The organism is Paenibacillus sp. MAHUQ-63, assembly GCF_028765165.1.
Classification (GTDB): domain Bacteria; phylum Bacillota; class Bacilli; order Paenibacillales; family NBRC-103111; genus Paenibacillus_E.
In genome coordinates, this window is sequence record NZ_JARADB010000007.1 from 169,314 (window position 1) to 185,803 (window position 16,490).

Here is a 16,490-nt window from a genome sequence, read left to right on the forward strand (position 1 = left end):
CAAGAAAAAGTAGGTGCAATCATGCAAAAATGGATACCCAAGCTCGCGAATCTGTCCGCCATCGGCATGTTTCTCATACTTGCCATGGGCGCTCTTGTTACCAAGGCTGACGCAGGAAGAGGCTGCGGGGACGAGTGGCCCCTATGTCACGGGAAATTCGTCCCGGCTCATACGATATCATCCTTCATTGAATACAGCCACAGGCTGGTTGTCGGCATAGTCACCCTTATTCTGATCGCTACCTTCATCCTTGTGTTTCGTTATGTGAAACGGAAAGATGCGAAATATTTCATTACCGGCACCGTCGTCATGACGCTCATTCAAGCCGTGATGGGAGCATTGGCTGTCGTATGGCCGCAGTCCTCGCTCGTGCTCGCGCTTCATTTCGGATTATCGCTGCTCGCGTTCGCGTTTTCTCTGCTGCTTGCGCTTGTGTTTACACCATGGGGACAATTTCAGAGAGATACCGCCATTCGCAGCGGTTTCAAAGTGATTGTATGGATCACCGCGGTTTACAGCTATGTTGTCGTTTATTTGGGCGCATTCGTCCGTCATACCGTCTCCTCAGGCGGGTGCACGGGATGGCCGCTATGCAACGGGGAAGTGATTCCCGAGCTCAGCGGAGCGACCGGCATTGTGTTCACGCACCGGATTGCGGCATTGCTGCTCTTCGTATGCATTCTCTTCCTTTATTTGCAAGCGAAGCGCTATTATCCAAGCTCCGACAAATTGCATTTCGGCAGCAAATGGTCGCTTATCCTGGTCTCCCTGCAGGTGTTCAGCGGTGCTGTCGTCACATGGTCCATGGGCAATGAGCTTGCCTATTTGTTCACCGGTATGATCCACGCCGTCATTGTGGCCGGTATGTTCGGATTCCTATGTTACCTGTGCGTGCTCACCCTATACGACCGTCAAGCCTAATACCTATGCCTTCTGATACAGAAGGCTATTTCCTTTTCTAAGCCATTTTTCTATTACAGTCACAAAGGTGGAGCCATCATGAGCCGCAGTTCAAGTTCAATTCGCACTTTCTACCCTCATGCAGGGTTTGTGTTCGTCTATATTCTATGGGGCATTAATCTGGCTTCGCTGAAGATCGGAGGACGTGAATGGGATTCCCTCGTGTTCAACGGACTGCGGTTCGCGAGTATGATTCCGATCCTCTGGGTCTATACTTACTTCTATTATCGTTCCCGGTCGTTGAAGTTCCACATTACGGCCAGCGATCTCCTGCGTATATGTGCGCTGGGGATTCTCAACGCGATCGGCATGGAGGCGATGCTGCAATATGCGCTGCAATTCTCCAACTCGGCGAACGGTGCGGTATTAGGCCGCGGCTTCATGCCCGTGATCACCGTCCTCATTGCTTTGCTGGCCGGACAAGTCAGGCTCTCCTGGCGCATCCTGCTGGGGATTCCGCTAGCGCTCGGGAGCGTCATCATTATCGTATCCGGGGGAGCCAGCGGCTTTCATCTGGGGGGAGAAACGCTCAGAGGCGACGTTCTGCTGCTGATGCGCAGCGTCATGGGGGCGATCTATCTCATCGGCATGAACCGGCTCGTTCAGCGCTATCCGCTGCCGATGCTCATCTCCTTCGAGATGACGGCAGGCGCAATCTCCTTGCTGCCATTCGTGCTGCTGCGCGCGGATGCCGCTTATTTGTCGGCCATTTCGGCCACAGGCTGGCTCAGCTTAATTTACACTTCGCTGCTTGCGACGGCGCTCGGGTTCTCCCTGCATAATTGGAGCCTAGCGAAGCTGGGGCCGTTCAAATCATCGGCGTACGGTTATTTGCTCCCGGTAACCGCTGCGCTGGCCGGATATTTCATTTTGCACGAATCGATATCGTTCTATCAGGTCATGGGCGGTGCAGGCGTGCTGACAGCCATGTACCTGGTACAGGCGGACAAGTCTCAAGCCGCGAAGCAAGCGGCCATTAACAATCAAACGACGGCGAGCGTTTAAGAAGGGGGTATACCGATGCTGCGACAATTGTTCAATGAACCGAAGCGGGTGGACAGCGGACTGCTGCTGGAAGCCGGCAATGCGGTGAAAGCTTTCATTGAGCATCTGGAATCCAAATCGATTCGCCGCCATGCTTCGGACTATCCGAAATATCACCGGCAGGCGATCTGGAGCAAAGGGTTTATCGATGCGCTTGACGAGCTCGAGCAGAGCAAGTATTGCTGCGAGCGGTACGCTGAGCATATCAGCAAAGCTTTCCTGGAAGATATGAACCCGCAGGAGATGGAAGCGTATCATCTGTTCGTCTACTTTTACAAAAATGCGTTCATTCGGCTTTTTTCCATTTTGGATAAATTGGGAACGTTCATGAATGATTTATTCGAGCTCAAAACGGAGACACTCAAGACGCGGTATTCCTACTTTACCGTTTTGCGCAGAATGCATGAGAAGAAGATTCACAGCCCGCTCGAACTGCAGCTGTATAACCTCAAAATGGACTATAAATCTCCGCTCGACCGGCTGCGGAATCAACGGAATATGGAGATTCATTATATTAACGCCGAAATGCTGGATGATCTCATGCAGAAGCAGCCTTACCCCGGAGATCGCATCCATGTCGAGAATGTGAAATCAAATGTTGCCGATCTCCAGCAGGGATTTGATATGGTTTGCCGAACCTTAATTATAGCTTTCTCTTATATTACGGCTAGTATTGCAAAGGGGTAAGAGGACCATGGAATTAAAAGGCCGAACGGTTCTTATTACAGGCAGTGCAAAGGGACTCGGCAAAATGACCGCCATCACGCTGGCGAAGCAAGGATGTCAGGTCGCGGTTAACTATGTACATAGTGCCAAGGAAGCGAACGAGCTGGTCGCGCAGCTGCACGATTACGGCGTTCGCAGCATCGCCGTTCAAGGCGATGTCGCCAGACGCGAGGATATCCTCCGCATGGTGGAGCGAACGGCAGATGAGCTCGGTCCCATTGATATTCTCGTGAATAACGCGGGACCTTTCATGCGGGAGCGGCGCTTCTTCGCCGATTATGAGGTCGATGAAATCGAGTATTTCATGCGGGGCAATTTGCTCGGCGTGATGGAGCTGGACCGCTTGGTCCTGCCGATGATGCGGCAGCGGCGGTGGGGGCGCATCATTCACTTCGGCTTCGGCAAAGCTGCTGAAGCCAGAGGATGGACGCACAGGGCCGTATACGCGGCTGCGAAGGTCGGCTTGGTATCATTCACGAAAACGTTGGCCGAAGAAGAAGCGAGCCATGGCATTACCGTGAATATGATTTGCCCGGGCGATATCCGGGGGAAGCATAAGGAGCAGACGATGGCGGAAGCGCGTCAGGAGGTTGACGGAGAGACGCCGGTCGGAAGGCCGGGGACGGGCGAGGATGTGGCCCGGGTCATCGAATTTCTCTGCTTGCCGGCTTCGGATTTCATTACAGGCAATATTATGGATATTTCCGGCGCGTTGGACCCGATCCAGCCATTGCCGGTGCTTAATCAGCGGAAATCATAACAAAAAGAGCTTACCCTCGTGGTAAGCTCTTTCTTATGATATAGTCGTTATTAGAACACTTGCACGACTTCTGTTATACCTTCAACTTCTTCGACCAGCGCGCGCTCGATACCAGCTTTCAACGTGATCGTTGAGCTTGGGCAGCTTCCGCAAGCACCCATCAGTTTCAATTTAACAACGCCATCTTCTACGTCAACGAGATCTACGTCACCGCCATCGCGTTGTAGAAAAGGACGAAGTTTATCTAAAACTTCAAGGACTTCATCATAAATAGCTTCTTTCGTTTTTTCAGACATTTGATTCATCTCCTTTCTTTTATTATTATATTACAATACTGATTAAATGAAAATGGTTTTCAACTTCGAATATCATCATAAGGTGGAAATTTTTATTATGAGACCAATCATTGAGTTTTGCGCCAGCAATATGCACCATGGAACCGACAAAGTCATGAAAGCTCTGGAACAGAATCCGGACTACGACGTTATTGAATACGGTTGTCTAGGCAACTGCGGACAATGTTATATGGAGCCTTACGCCTTGCTGAACGGTGAAATTATCGCCGCAGAAAGCGCTGAGCTTCTCCACGAACGTATTCTTGAGAAGATCAAAGAAATCGAAGCCATGTACGATCTCCTAAGCGAATAGGCAGCTGAGAAGATTTTAACCGAAGTGACGCTTCGATTTCCATAATACGCCGCTTTTGAGCATACGGGCGATTTTGCCTGTCATTAGCGTACGTTTGCCCATGATGCCGAAGCCGGTCTTTTTGCCAAGCGAACCGAGCGTGCCTCTTAGCTTGATCTTGCCAAGCCGCGGCGTTTCGCCTTTCCATATCGCCTGCATCGCTTCGGCAATCTGCTTGCCTTGAGCTTGCGCGGCTTGGGCGCTTGGTGAGAAGGGCAGGGACGCGCAATCGCCGACGACGAACACGTCGTGGTAATCCGGAATCTGGTGGAATTCGTTCAGCAGGATGCGGCCTTGACGGTCTTTCGGAACGTTCAAAGCCTCTACGATCGGATTCGGCTGAATGCCGGCCGTCCACACTGTCGCATCGGTACGGATGATTTCGTCTCCGTTATACAAATCTCCCCCGTCCAAACGGACTAACGAGACATTCGGCCGAAGCTCGATGTGATGGTCGATCATCCACTCGCGCACATACTGCTGCAGGTTGCTAGGGAAGGCCGACAATAAGCTCGGGCCGCGGTCGATCAGCCGGATGTTCAAGTCAGGGCGGCTTTCTCTGAGCTCGGACGCCATCTCAACGCCGCTAAGGCCGCCGCCGATAATGGATACTTGTCCGTATGGGGCGATGTTGTTAATGCGTTGGTACGTAGCGCGGGTTTGCGCCAGCGTCTGGATGCTGGAAGAGAATTCCTTGGCACCGGTGATGCCATGGTAACTGTCTACACAGCCTAGCCCGATTACAAGCCAATCATACGTCAGAGGCTCTCTGTCTTCGAAACGAATTTCCTTCTTATCCAGATCCACTGATGCTACTTCGCCGTAAGTCAACAGCAAGCGTGGATCGTCGGGATAGGCAACGCGAATATGTGTTTCTGCGATCGTGCCTGAAGCAAGGGCGTAGTATTCGGTTTTGAGTCCTTGAAACGGGCTGCGGTCAACAAGCTCCAGTATGGTATCGTCCGGTAAATCTTTCTCCAGCATATTCAAGGCTATGGTCAAACCGCCATAACCTCCTCCGAGAATCACAAACTTTTTCATAACACCCAATATCCCTTCTGAACTGTTCTCTCTTCTCTATTATGACTAATAAACTTTGATTTCATTATAAAAGGTGTCGCGTTCTACAGCCGTACGTCCCGCACCTTGAATCAGCCAAACGAGCTCGTCCCGTGTCAGGCCTTCCGGCGATAATGCGCCTGCGGCGTGCGAGATTTTCTCCTTGACGATCGTTCCGTGCGCGTCCGAAGCGCCGAAGGCGAAGGAGAGCTGCGTTAATTTGACTCCGATATTAATGAAATAAGCTTTGATATGAGGGAAGTTATCCAGCATCAAGCGGGAAATGGCGATGGTTTTCAGCTCGTCCCAGGCCGGTACGCGCTTCTTAAGCCCCGCATTCTTGCTTGCAGGCTGAATGGAATTCGGGATAAAGACCATGAAGCCGTTCGTTTCGTCTTGCAGCTCGCGGAGCAGCATCATATGGCGAATGCGCTCTTCCTTCGTTTCAATCGAGCCGTACAGCATGGTTGCATGGGTTTTCATGCCCAGCTGATGCGCCGTGCGGTGCACGTCGAGCCATTCTTCGGAGGACGCCTTCTCGACTCTCATTTTGGACCGGTAACGCTCCGTTAGAATTTCGGCTCCGCCGCCAGGAAGCGTGGACAGACCGGCATCCATCAATGCTTGGAGCACTTCGCGATAGCTTAAACCGCTAATCCGCGAGAAGAATTCAATTTCGGCCGCGGTATGCGCTTTGATCGTCACGTCCGGATAGGCTTTCTTCAATTGGCGGATGCAATCGACATAATACTCGAAAGGCACATGAGGGTTATGCCCTTGACTAATGTGGAACTCCCGGATCTCAGGGTTATAGTTGGCAGCTACATACTCGAGCATTTGGCTCGGTGTCAAGGTGTAGGCACCTTCTTCACCTTCGTCGCGGCGGAAATGGCAAAAAGCACAATGCTCTTCACACACATTCGTGAAATATAAGCTCATATTTTGCACAAAATAAACCTTATTCCCGTTCAATCGCGTATTCACTTTGTTAGCCAGTTGACCAATGCTCGGCAGATCATCCGATTCATACAGAAATAATCCGTCTTCCAGAGACAAACGCTCACCGTGCTCAACTTTCTCGGCAATTTCCGCCATCCGTTTGATCGGATCCGTCGTGGTAACACTCATCCTACTTCCTCCTTAAAATACAAAATAAAGCCATACAGAATCGACGCATGAATCCATTTCAGATCACATGCGCCTTTAAGTGTGAGTAGCTCGCCTACCTGTCAGCCAATTCGGTTCAGGAATTCACACTTCCTACAGCGACCATCCCTTTGCGTGAACGTCTCTCTGCTTGATACGTACAAACTATCCTAACCATTATAAACCTCTTTCGCAGGGAGGGGCAATATGAGGAAGATGGACATAAATTGACAATCTGCCAAATCTACAAAATTTGCTAGCATTTTCTTGAAAAGGTTATTCCCAATATTAACAAATTCCTGTATACTATTGCAATGTGATTACGTAGGGTTAAAAAGGTGATTATAAACGTGCCAACATATTTCGTAACCGAACTGCAGGAACGATTGGACATAGCGATCGAAACGCTTCGAGAGCAAATGGTGACATTAGGCACTGAATATGGGTTTCTGCATCCTGAGGTTCAGCAGTGCAGCCGGGAGCTTGACCAGCTGCTGCTGCAGTACTATGCGCTCCGACGGAAGCAGTAATCATCTGGCTGGTATGACGGGGAATGTATATGCAGCTGCCCTTGAGCAATGCATCGAATAGGAGTATACTTGATAGTAAGCATTACGAAACTTAAGGATAATGCCAGTTCTTTCGAAGCGAAGGAACATCAAGGAGGGATTTCCGTTATGATTACTATTAGTGAATCAGCGACTGATAAAATTAAGGAGCTTCTGGCTTCCGAAGAATCACCCAACTTATTCTTGCGTCTAGGCGTCAAAGCAGGGGGTTGCAGCGGCTTCTCCTATGGGATGGGCTTCGACAACGAGCAGAAAGACGATGATAAAGAATTCACGATCCACGGCCTGAAGGTTGTAGTGGATGCAGATAGCTCCAAATATTTGTACGGCGTACAAATCGACTTTGAAGACAAGGGCATGGGCGGCGGCTTCACCATCAACAATCCGAACGCCGTAGCATCCTGCGGATGCGGGCAGTCGTTCCGCACCAAGGAAGAGGACGCGGTTCTGGCGCAGCCCTGCGAGGACTAAGCTTCACATCGACATCTTCTCCGGACGGAGTATTCCACGCGAATACATCGTCCGGAGTTTTTTTGTTTGGACGTTAGAGCCGTCAAATTGGACCGTATTAAACTCAAGTGCCACGCATGTTATCATGCGGGATGCTTGAGTTTTTCTTTTACACCCGCAGCCACCAAACCCCGGCGCACTCAGGAACCCGCGTCCAGCCTTCCCGTACGACCCGGTCCGCGATGGCATCCCCGAAGAAAAATCGCGTCAGCCGCTCCGCTTCCTGCAAACTATCGAACCCATAATCGGTTCTTACCCAAGTACAGGAGAAGCCATATTCCTTCTCCAGCTGCGCGAAGTAGTCTAATAGAAAGGCGGGAGGGTCCGGCGTCTCGGAGGCCGTTCCGTAGTTTTCTATAATAATCGCGCATCCGCCAGGGCGCAGCACGCGCTTGATCTCGGCCATCACCTGACGGATATCGGCCTGCCAGTTCGGCAGCGTGCTGCTTCCCAGATAGCAGATGCTCCACCCGGAGACGACCAGATCGACGCTGCGATCCTCAACCGGCAGCGCGCGATGGTCGGCAACCCGGGTGCTCCAGTTGCGCAACCCGGCTGCTCGCAGCTTATGAGCCGTGAGGTCCAGCATCGCTTGGGATTCATCGAGCGCCAGGATGGATTTGGCCTGTGGCGCCAAGGCGCAGGTAAGTCTTCCGGAGCCTGCGCCCAGATCCAGAATATCCAAGCCGGCAGCGGGCTTAATAGCATCTATAACAGAATAGAGGCTAGGTTGTTTGGAGATAAGCAGATCATAGGTTTCAGCTTGGGAGTGATAAATATGTTCATGGTCAGGCATTCTTCTTCCTCCTTAAGATGCGGATCATCGTTAACTTCTTCATCGTAAGGAGTGACGTTAGGAGAAGGTCAAGTTTTTTCTAATGAATCGGCACCGCATAAATAATTGTAAGCCAATCATTAAGCTGCCTGTGCTTGGTAATATAGCCGTTACATTCAAACGAATCTAATAAGGTGGAACGGATCGCATAATACTCATTTTGAATCAGGGGCAGCTGCTCGGCATCACCTTGCTGTGTCAGATCGTTCAAGATGTGCTCCTTCATCGCCTCGCTTGGAAACATCAGGTCCGTGATGCAGATGCGTCCGTGCGGCTGTAAGACGCGGCGCATTTCTTCCAGCGCCAATATTTTCTGCTCATCCGAGATATGATGCAGCGCGAAGCTGGTCACAACGAAATCAAACTGCCCGTCCAAGTAGGGAAGTGCCAGCAAATTGCCCAGCTTCAGCTCCATGTGGGGATGCTTGCGCGCGCATTGCTTCAGCATTTCTATGGATTGGTCGGTGCCGGCCATCCGAATGCCCTTGTCCAGGAACTTGGCGGCCAAATTCCCCGTTCCGGTCCCGATATCCAATCCGCGTTCACCGGATCTGGGGGCGACCCAATCGACCGTCGTTTGCAGCGCTTGGTCATAATCCTTATATTCGTTATCATTCTTAGAGACGTAGTCGTCATGCGTTAGAGCCTGATGGTCGAAATTCCACTTGTCGCTCCAGTTTTTTCTCGTTTCCCGCAGTCTTTTGGAGCCTTCGGCCAGCAGGAAGATATCGTCCAGAGGAAGCGTTGGCTGGTGCTTCAGAAGTTCGATCATCGAGTCCGTCGTCTGAATAATTTGCTTGAGCTCCAGCCATTGGGATACGAGGATGGACCGCTGCATCTCCAAATAATATTGAAGCTGCTCGGTGTTCGCTTCGTCCGCGTCCGGCAGCGCTTTCTGAATATCTTCAATGGTCATGCCGGCTTCTCTGAGCGAAATGATCGTCTGCAAACGCCATACTTCTTTCTCGGAGAAGGTCCGGTAGGCGTTGTGTTCTTGTTTGTGCGGAGAAATCAGCCCCTTGGCTTCATAGAAGCGAATGGTTCGCGGAGAAATATTCAGCTTTGACGCCAGTTCTTTGATTTTCATTCGATGCTTCACCTTCCTTATCTACAATAAACCTTAACGTAAGGAGAATGTAAAGCGGAAGGAGCCGCATATTCTCTGCAAACTGTAACCTTTCCTATCTAATAAGAATAAAATAGTTTATAAGAATGCTAGTCCGTTCTGAAAGGAGGGGGAGCGTGCATGGTAACAAGACAAGAATTCATCGAACTCGTTGCTCCGATTGCGGTGAAGCTTCGTCTGGACAATTCGCCGATATTCCCGTCCGTGCGCATCGCGCAGGCGATTTTGGAAACAGGCGGCAAGGTGAATGCGTGGAACAATCTTGTTGGATATAAGGTCGGAAGCGGCGTGACGACGCCGTATTGGCAAGGGGACAGAGTCTCGGCTACGACTTGGGAAGTCGTGAATGGAACCCGCTATGATCATGTGCCAAGCGATTTCCGGGCGTATCCCACGATCGAGGCAGGCTTTCGCGATCAGGATCTCCTGTTTCAGTCCCCCCGTTATGTCAGTGTCAGGAATGCCCAAAGCCCGGGCGAACAGACGCAAGCGCTGCAAAATAGCGGATATGCAACGGATCCAGCTTATGCCAGCAAGCTTAACAATTTAATACAAGCGAATGGATTAACGCGATACGATGAGGAGGTTATTCGAATGCTCGAGCAGCTGCAAGCGCAAATAGCGGCTTTACAGACGAGAGTTGACGCATTGGAAGGGCAAGCGGCTCTTAAGGAAGTACCTGTGTGGGCCAAAGCTGCGGTGGATGCGGCGGTCAAAGCCGGCCTAATCGATACGCCGAACGGCGGAAGCTATGATTTCTACCGGTTGTTAACGGTTCTGCACCGCAAGGGAATTGTGTAAGGGAGGAAAAAAAGAGCCGCGGGTGACAGGTAACCAATCCTAGTACACGACGCGGCTTTTAATTTTGACGTTGTCTCCGTATTTCGCTTTCATCAATTTGGTTTGCTCCAGCATAAAAGCATAGATTTCTTTCAAGCGGTTCTTCTTAGGCTTAATAGTCTCTTTAATCTCACCATTCAATACAATGTCGTAGACGATCATAGATACAACTCCTTTGTTTTGACTTTCTACTAACATTGTATGCGACGAATATTAAGCGACGATTAAAAATTCTTTTCAAATTTGTGAACTATGTTAAAGGAATATGAAGTGATGCCTAATAATTATAAAAATACTGATAAATCTTTTTTATCACAAAAGGATAGGTCGAGCGTGTGTATAACTTTATACACAATATCCCCCAAGGTTTGATACCGATTAGGGGACATATTAACAAATTACCCACAGGATATACACATAATTCTGTGGATAACGGAACGCTTGTTCTATTTTTACCCCCATGATAATATAATTACAAATTATAGAATATAGGTGATTTCAGTGAGACAAATTAGTGACGAAACATTGATCGATTCTTATTATAAGGCGCTGGATTTGAGATTGGAATCAGATTTTGTTGATCTGCTGCTCGCCGAAATTCAGAGACGTAATTTGAAGCTGCAAGTGTACGTGAAGGACGAAACGCCTCTGAACTAGATAGGTGTCTCATAGAGTTAACGACTCTCATAGATACGGAACGAGAATAGTTATACTTCGCTGACAATCGGGGCAACTGACCACATGCAGGCATTGATCGCCGGAACCCGATATGGCGCCGTCCGACATCGAATATCCATCGATTTCCCTGTAAGGGGAGTAGGGACCGAGGTAGTCGCTAAGTCTGCCGCCATCGCGCATCGCGTGCGAGCATTCAGGGCATTCTGTGCTTAATTCCTGCAGGCCATTGCATACCGGACATATAGATGACAAAGGGGTATTCCTCCTAATCCGCAGATTAGGTATAGAATACCCCTTTTTGCATCGATTGATTATAATTTCAAGCTTGAACTATGTCCCGGTGAAAGTTTGGCTGTCGGATCGATATAGACTTTGGCATTGTTAATCGCCGTCGGTGCCTCGCCGAAGCCAACCGCGATCAACTTCAATTTACCGGGATACGTCGTGATATCCCCGGCCGCAAAGATGCCTGGAATGTTCGTCTCCATCCTGGAGTCAACCACAAGTGAGCCGTTCTCAATCGTAAGGCCCCATTCGGCGATCGGTCCGAGGGAAGAGACGAAGCCGAAGTTGACGATCACCGCATCCACATCGAGCAAGGTGACTGCGCCGGATTTGATATTCTTGAGCGTCACCTGCTCGATGCGGCTGCTGCCGTGCAGCTTCGTGATTTCCGTTGGGGTGACGACGTTGACGCCAGACTTCAACAAACGTTCAACGCTATGCTCATGAGCGCGGAATTTATCACGGCGGTGGATCAGCGTTACCCGCTCAGCGACCGGCTCGAGCATGAGCGCCCAGTCTACCGCGGAATCGCCGCCGCCGCTGATAACGACCCTCTGACCGGCGAAAGCATTCAAATCACCGACAAAATAATGAAGGTTCTTCTTTTCGAATTGCGCTGCTTCGGGAAGCTCCAACCGGCGCGGCTCGAAAGCCCCGACGCCGCCGGCGATAATGACTGCGCGGCTCAAGTGTGTATCTTTGTCCGTCGTGATTTCGAAGAGCCGCTCCTCTTTCTTCACAACCCGGTGTACTTTCTCTTCCAAGCATATATCTACCGGGAAGTGTTTCATTTGAACCAATAAGCTGCCGACTAATTCTTGCGCCGTCACTTTTGGGAATCCGGCTACGTCATAGATGTACTTCTCCGGGTATAGCGCTGCAAGCTGTCCGCCAAGCTGCGGCATGCTCTCAATAATTCTCACGGATGCCTGGCGCATGCCTGCGTAGAAGGATGCGAACATCCCGGCAGGGCCACCGCCGATCACGATAATGTCGATAATGTCTCGAGTCGTTTCTCTCTCGTTCATCGTTTTCCACTCCTCCGTTTCATTATCCTTGCGATGTGCATGGTGTAAGGAAAGCAGCAAACGGCCACAATCATTACTTCATTATAATCGCTTCATGGAAAATTAATGAAACAGAAAAGTGTGAATTCTTTATGTAAATCGCTTTATCAATATGATAAGTAATGCTTATAATGGTTGGACAGGCCAGACAAGGCTGGAAGCCTGATTTTAAGCCAAAATAGCACTTGATATTTACTTGTTTAAATTATATTATATCATGAGAATCGGTTTAGCATGTTGTGACGAAATTCATCCTGTTTCATCATAATTCACAGCATGTGAGAACAAACTAGTAGCAGTATACTACATTTGAAACTGTTTGTGTAATTTTTCACAAGATAGAGAAACCAACCATTGGACTACAAAATCGGATATGGAAGTGAGAGAGACATGAGTAGAATACCAAGAATCGTGATTCTAGGAGCCGGGTATGGCGGGATTCTTTCAGCTATTCGTCTGCAGAAAGAATTGAACTATAATGAAGCTGACGTAACACTTGTCAATAAACACGACTATCATTACATTACCACACATCTCCACATGCCGGCAGCAGGTACAGATAATCCTGAAAATGCACGCGTGAACATTTTGAAATTGATTGACGAGTTCAAAGTGGATTTCGTGAAATCCACCGTTACGCAAATCCGTCCTCATGAGAAGAAGGTCATTCTCGAAGACGGTACGCTCTCCTACGACTACCTGGTTATCGGTCTTGGTGGTGAAGCTGAAACTTTCGGTATTCCGGGACTGAAGGAATACGCACTGAATATCCGCAGCATCAACAGCGTCCGCTTCATTCGCGAGCACATCGAGTACCAATTCGCGAAGTACAAGCGCGAGCCGGATCGCAAAGATTACTTGACTTTCGTCATCGGCGGAGCGGGCTTTACCGGTATTGAATTCATTGGCGAGCTTGCTGATCGCATTCCGCAGCTTTGCAAAGAGTTCGACGTCGATCCGTCCCTGGTGAAAATATATAATATTGAAGCGGCGCCAACAGCACTGCCGGGCTTCGATCCTGAGCTCGTTGAATACGCGATGAAAGTCTTGACAGACAAAGGCATCACGTTCAAGATCGGCACGGCGATCAAAGAGTGCACGCCTGAGGGCGTTCTGATTGCCGGCGATGAGTTCATCAAAGCGGCGACAGTGGTATGGACCGGCGGTATCCGCGGCAACCACATGCTCGATGAGGCCGGCTTCGAAACGATGCGCGGCAGAATCAAAGTCGACGAGTTCTTGCGTGCGCCGCAATTCGACAACATCTATGTAGTCGGCGATTGCTCCATCGTGATGAACGACGAAGGCAGACCTTTCCCTCCGACAGCGCAAATCGCGATGCAGCAAGGGGAAGCGGTAGCGCATAATCTGATCGCGGCGATCCGCGGTTCACAAATGAAACCTTTCAAATTCTCGAACAAAGGTACGGTAGCTTCCTTAGGTAAAGGCCAAGCGATCGGTATCGTCGGTTCCCGCAAGCTGAAAGGCAACGTAGCGGCCATGATGAAAAAAGTGGTTGATATGAGATACCTCTACATTATCGGCGGTATTCCGCTCGTTATTCGTAAAGGGCGCTTCTAGTTTATCATGAGGTAACGGGGGGATCGCTATGCGGCACTGCAGTGTCCAAGTAAGAGGACTTCTTACCCGGGATGAGCTGGAGCGGTACAACGCGCTGATTGAAGTCGGTCATTATCTGGAGACGGAGAAGAGATACGATCATGTGGCCGTTGTGCAGAAGGAAATTGATATTCTCATTCTGCCTGCGATCGAAAGATTGAAGGAGAAGAGCCGGCAGCGCGACCGGGATACGGAAGCGTATCTCGCGCGCAAAGCGCAGATGGAAGCCGAGCTTGCGGCTGCACTGCGTGATGACGACGAGGATGATGAGGATTAACACATAGAAAGAAGCCTGCTCTTGCGAGAGAGCAGGCTTCTTTGTGTTTTAAACGGTGATAAGCTTGGTGAATTTGTCGGGGGTCAGCAGGTTGCCTACGTAGAAATCGCCGAATTCGCCGAAACGCGCGCTCACTTCGTCGAAACGCATTTCGTAAACTAGCTTCTTGAAATGCAGCGGATCATCGGAGAACAGCGTTACGCCCCATTCCCAATCGTCAAGTCCGACGGAGCCTGTAATGATTTGTTTCACTTTGCCCGCATAGGTACGGCCGATCATGCCATGGCTGCGCATCATCGTTTTGCGATCGTCGGCAGGGAGCATGTACCAGTTATCATTGCCTTCACGGCGTTTATTCATCGGATAGAAGCAGATGTGCTTCGCCTTAGGCAGAATAGGCTTCAAGCGGGCCTGAATGTCCGGGTCATCCGCAGGATCAACGCCCGGCTTGGCCAAATAGCTGCTTAACTCAACGATAGATACATAAGAATATACCGGGATTGTAAAAGCGGCAAAGCTGGATTTGTTGAATGCATTCTCAAGATCATTCAGTTCTTCTAGGGTTTCGCGTAATTGCATAAATACGAAATCCGCTTTCTGACCAACGATGCTGTAGACGGCCGTGCTGCCCAGCTTATCGTTCTCAACTTGCTGCCAATCGGACAGAAATGTATTCAATTCTTCTATTGCATGCTTACGCTCTTGCGGGGTTGCAGCATGCCATGCGTTCCAGTCGATCAAACGGAAATCATGCAGCGCATACCAGCCTTCCAGCGTTTGTACGGCTTCACTCATGAGGTGTTCCTCCATTCAAGGCTAAATTATCCCCTACATTGTATCCAATTCATGGAGAAAGGGCAAATGAACAAAGGGTGAAGTGGCAAATGTTCAATTAGTGTACACTTTACCTGCGTGGTTCTCTGGATTACAATGAAAAGAAAATGAACGAGTTTCACATTTAGGGGGTACAGACTTTGCTGCAAATGATTATCGCCACTGTCTTGATGATGGTGTTGTTTTTTGGAATCGGTTTTATTTTGAACATGCTTATGAAAACAACGTGGTTCCCGCTGTATGCATTCATCGTGCTGATCATCGGTGTCGTCATTTACGGGTCAACGAGCTCCTCATCCTTCTTATCCAGCGGCGAGAGCTTTACGATTGTCGACATCATTCCGGCGATCGGCGGCCTGGTTGGCGCTGTCCTAAGCGGATCGGCCATCAAAGCACTGCGGATCAAAGGGTTCAAAATGTTCTAATGTCATAAAAAAAGGCAGAGCGGGCTACGCTAAGGGGAAGAGATTGCACTTGACCTTACGGAGGAGACGACTTTGCCTTTTGCTTTTGTTAACGGGACGCAGCTGCATTATGAGATCTCGGGTACCGGGGACCCGATCGTTTGGATTCATCCTCCTCTGTTGACGGAGGACGGTTTCGCTTACCAGAAAGAGCAGCTAGCCGCCCATTTCCGAATCATCACATTCAATATCCGAGGGCACGGGCTCAGCCGTGCGTCGGAATGTCCGCTAACCATTGAGCTTATAGCGGAGGACATCGTGAAGTTGTTGAATGAACTGGGGATTGAACAAGCCTATGTCTGCGGTTATTCAACCGGTTCCATGGTGCTTCTCGAAGCCTTGCTTACGCACCCGGAACGCTTCCTCGGGGGAATTATCGTCAGCGGCACGCCGGAATTGACAGATCTATATAATGTAAGCAGAGCGTGGGTGGCGTGCCGGATGGCAGGTTCGGATATGCTCATGAAGCTGCTCCGGACCTCTATCGCTTACGGTAATGCGGACAAGCTGGAAACATTCCATCAATTAAAAGAGCGTGCGCTTACCGATGCCAGGGATGATGTATGCAGCTATTTCAAGGAATCCCTGTCTTATTCATGCACCCTGAGGCTAAGGAATATCCGGCATCCAATCCTATTAATCTACGGTCAGAAGGACCGCGCCTTTAACCGGTATGCCAAGCTGCTGCATGATCAGCTGCCGAACAGTTCTCTCTATTATCTAAAAGACGCGAAGCATCAAATCCCGACCAAATACGCATCGAAGATGAACGATTTGGTTCGGTTGTGGATCGACAGCTTGCAGGACGAGAAGACGGAGCGGCCGTTGTTGGATTTGGCAATTGCCAAAAAGCTCAATCCTGCGATGTATGGGGAGAGTGAAGAAGAGCGCTTGTCTGAGGATGAGCTTCGTTGATGATGATATGCAGCCTCTGTGCCGAAGAGAACATGCAAAAGGGACTGCTGCAAGGTCGTATCCGACTTTGCAGCAGTCCCTTTTGGCG

The 16,490-nt window shown here is 49.9% G+C and carries 21 protein-coding genes; 13 read left to right on the plus strand and 8 right to left on the minus strand.

Annotated elements, in window-relative coordinates; translation table 11 throughout:
• Positions 1-21: 21 nt before the first annotated feature.
• From PUT07_RS29895 to PUT07_RS29910, 4 genes are all read left to right on the plus strand, one after another.
• Complete coding sequence (locus tag PUT07_RS29895; protein WP_274472435.1) at positions 22-921, plus strand: COX15/CtaA family protein; 900 nt, start codon at positions 22-24, stop codon at positions 919-921.
• Positions 922-999: 78 nt separating this feature from the next.
• On the plus strand, positions 1,000-1,965 hold the full coding sequence (locus PUT07_RS29900; protein ID WP_274472436.1) for a DMT family transporter: 966 nt from the start codon (positions 1,000-1,002) through the stop codon (positions 1,963-1,965).
• A gap of 15 nt (positions 1,966-1,980) precedes the next feature.
• Positions 1,981-2,691 carry a Cthe_2314 family HEPN domain-containing protein gene (locus tag PUT07_RS29905; protein WP_274472437.1) on the plus strand — a complete coding sequence of 237 codons (711 nt, stop codon included), beginning with the start codon at positions 1,981-1,983 and terminating at the stop codon, positions 2,689-2,691.
• A gap of 7 nt (positions 2,692-2,698) precedes the next feature.
• Positions 2,699-3,490: an SDR family oxidoreductase gene (locus PUT07_RS29910; RefSeq protein ID WP_274472438.1), complete on the plus strand. Its 792-nt coding sequence runs from the start codon at positions 2,699-2,701 to the stop codon at positions 3,488-3,490.
• 50 nt (positions 3,491-3,540) lie between these two features.
• On the opposite strand, the gene PUT07_RS29915 is transcribed toward PUT07_RS29910, so the two are convergent.
• Positions 3,541-3,786 (minus strand): NifU family protein, encoded by a 246-nt coding sequence (locus tag PUT07_RS29915; RefSeq protein ID WP_127452920.1) that lies wholly within the window; start codon positions 3,784-3,786, stop codon positions 3,541-3,543.
• A gap of 97 nt (positions 3,787-3,883) precedes the next feature.
• Between PUT07_RS29915 and PUT07_RS29920 the strand changes: the two genes are divergently transcribed.
• Positions 3,884-4,138, plus strand: a complete 255-nt coding sequence (locus tag PUT07_RS29920; protein WP_274472439.1) for a YuzB family protein — start codon at positions 3,884-3,886, stop codon at positions 4,136-4,138.
• A gap of 15 nt (positions 4,139-4,153) precedes the next feature.
• Here the strand turns inward: PUT07_RS29920 and PUT07_RS29925 are convergent, their stop codons facing one another.
• Together PUT07_RS29925 and mqnE are read right to left on the minus strand one after the other, a co-directional pair.
• Complete coding sequence (locus PUT07_RS29925) at positions 4,154-5,218, minus strand: NAD(P)/FAD-dependent oxidoreductase (RefSeq protein ID WP_274472440.1); 1,065 nt, start codon at positions 5,216-5,218, stop codon at positions 4,154-4,156.
• A 45-nt stretch (positions 5,219-5,263) separates the two neighbouring features.
• Positions 5,264-6,364 carry an aminofutalosine synthase MqnE gene (gene mqnE, locus PUT07_RS29930; RefSeq protein ID WP_274472441.1) on the minus strand — a complete coding sequence of 367 codons (1,101 nt, stop codon included), beginning with the start codon at positions 6,362-6,364 and terminating at the stop codon, positions 5,264-5,266.
• Positions 6,365-6,732: 368 nt separating this feature from the next.
• Between mqnE and PUT07_RS29935 the strand changes: the two genes are divergently transcribed.
• Both PUT07_RS29935 and PUT07_RS29940 read left to right on the plus strand, forming a co-directional pair.
• A complete protein-coding gene (locus tag PUT07_RS29935) occupies positions 6,733-6,912 on the plus strand; it encodes an aspartyl-phosphate phosphatase Spo0E family protein (protein ID WP_274472442.1) in 180 nt (59 codons plus the stop codon).
• 147 nt (positions 6,913-7,059) lie between these two features.
• Positions 7,060-7,422, plus strand: coding sequence for a HesB/IscA family protein (locus PUT07_RS29940; protein WP_274472443.1), 363 nt, complete (start codon positions 7,060-7,062; stop codon positions 7,420-7,422).
• 148 nt (positions 7,423-7,570) lie between these two features.
• On the opposite strand, the gene PUT07_RS29945 is transcribed toward PUT07_RS29940, so the two are convergent.
• The gene (locus PUT07_RS29945; RefSeq protein WP_274472444.1) at positions 7,571-8,257 is read right to left on the minus strand and encodes a class I SAM-dependent methyltransferase; all 687 of its coding nucleotides are present in this window, start codon (positions 8,255-8,257) and stop codon (positions 7,571-7,573) included.
• Positions 8,258-8,336: 79 nt separating this feature from the next.
• Complete coding sequence (locus PUT07_RS29950; protein WP_274472445.1) at positions 8,337-9,383, minus strand: methyltransferase domain-containing protein; 1,047 nt, start codon at positions 9,381-9,383, stop codon at positions 8,337-8,339.
• A gap of 159 nt (positions 9,384-9,542) precedes the next feature.
• On the opposite strand from PUT07_RS29950, the gene PUT07_RS29955 reads away from it, so the two are divergent.
• Positions 9,543-10,223, plus strand: coding sequence for a glycoside hydrolase family 73 protein (locus PUT07_RS29955; protein WP_274472446.1), 681 nt, complete (start codon positions 9,543-9,545; stop codon positions 10,221-10,223).
• A gap of 39 nt (positions 10,224-10,262) precedes the next feature.
• On the opposite strand, the gene PUT07_RS29960 is transcribed toward PUT07_RS29955, so the two are convergent.
• Positions 10,263-10,424: a mechanosensitive ion channel protein MscL gene (locus PUT07_RS29960; RefSeq protein ID WP_274472447.1), complete on the minus strand. Its 162-nt coding sequence runs from the start codon at positions 10,422-10,424 to the stop codon at positions 10,263-10,265.
• Positions 10,425-10,763: 339 nt separating this feature from the next.
• Between PUT07_RS29960 and PUT07_RS29965 the strand changes: the two genes are divergently transcribed.
• Positions 10,764-10,919 carry a sporulation histidine kinase inhibitor Sda gene (locus tag PUT07_RS29965; protein WP_274472448.1) on the plus strand — a complete coding sequence of 52 codons (156 nt, stop codon included), beginning with the start codon at positions 10,764-10,766 and terminating at the stop codon, positions 10,917-10,919.
• Positions 10,920-11,251: 332 nt separating this feature from the next.
• On the opposite strand, the gene PUT07_RS29970 is transcribed toward PUT07_RS29965, so the two are convergent.
• Positions 11,252-12,253 carry an NAD(P)/FAD-dependent oxidoreductase gene (locus PUT07_RS29970; RefSeq protein ID WP_274472449.1) on the minus strand — a complete coding sequence of 334 codons (1,002 nt, stop codon included), beginning with the start codon at positions 12,251-12,253 and terminating at the stop codon, positions 11,252-11,254.
• 429 nt (positions 12,254-12,682) lie between these two features.
• Here PUT07_RS29970 and PUT07_RS29975 point away from each other — a divergent pair, with 429 nt between their 5' ends.
• Positions 12,683-13,873, plus strand: coding sequence for an NAD(P)/FAD-dependent oxidoreductase (locus PUT07_RS29975; protein ID WP_274472450.1), 1,191 nt, complete (start codon positions 12,683-12,685; stop codon positions 13,871-13,873).
• 28 nt (positions 13,874-13,901) lie between these two features.
• Entirely contained in the window at positions 13,902-14,189 is a 288-nt protein-coding gene (locus tag PUT07_RS29980; protein ID WP_274472451.1) for a hypothetical protein, read from the plus strand.
• A 48-nt stretch (positions 14,190-14,237) separates the two neighbouring features.
• Here PUT07_RS29980 and hemQ read toward each other — a convergent pair whose 3' ends face one another.
• Positions 14,238-14,984 (minus strand): hydrogen peroxide-dependent heme synthase, encoded by a 747-nt coding sequence (gene hemQ, locus PUT07_RS29985; RefSeq protein ID WP_274472452.1) that lies wholly within the window; start codon positions 14,982-14,984, stop codon positions 14,238-14,240.
• Positions 14,985-15,163: 179 nt separating this feature from the next.
• On the opposite strand from hemQ, the gene PUT07_RS29990 reads away from it, so the two are divergent.
• Positions 15,164-15,448, plus strand: coding sequence for a YuiB family protein (locus PUT07_RS29990; RefSeq protein WP_274472453.1), 285 nt, complete (start codon positions 15,164-15,166; stop codon positions 15,446-15,448).
• Between the two features lie 72 nt (positions 15,449-15,520).
• A complete protein-coding gene (locus PUT07_RS29995; RefSeq protein ID WP_274472454.1) occupies positions 15,521-16,402 on the plus strand; it encodes an alpha/beta fold hydrolase in 882 nt (293 codons plus the stop codon).
• The last annotated feature ends 88 nt before the right edge of the window (positions 16,403-16,490 follow it).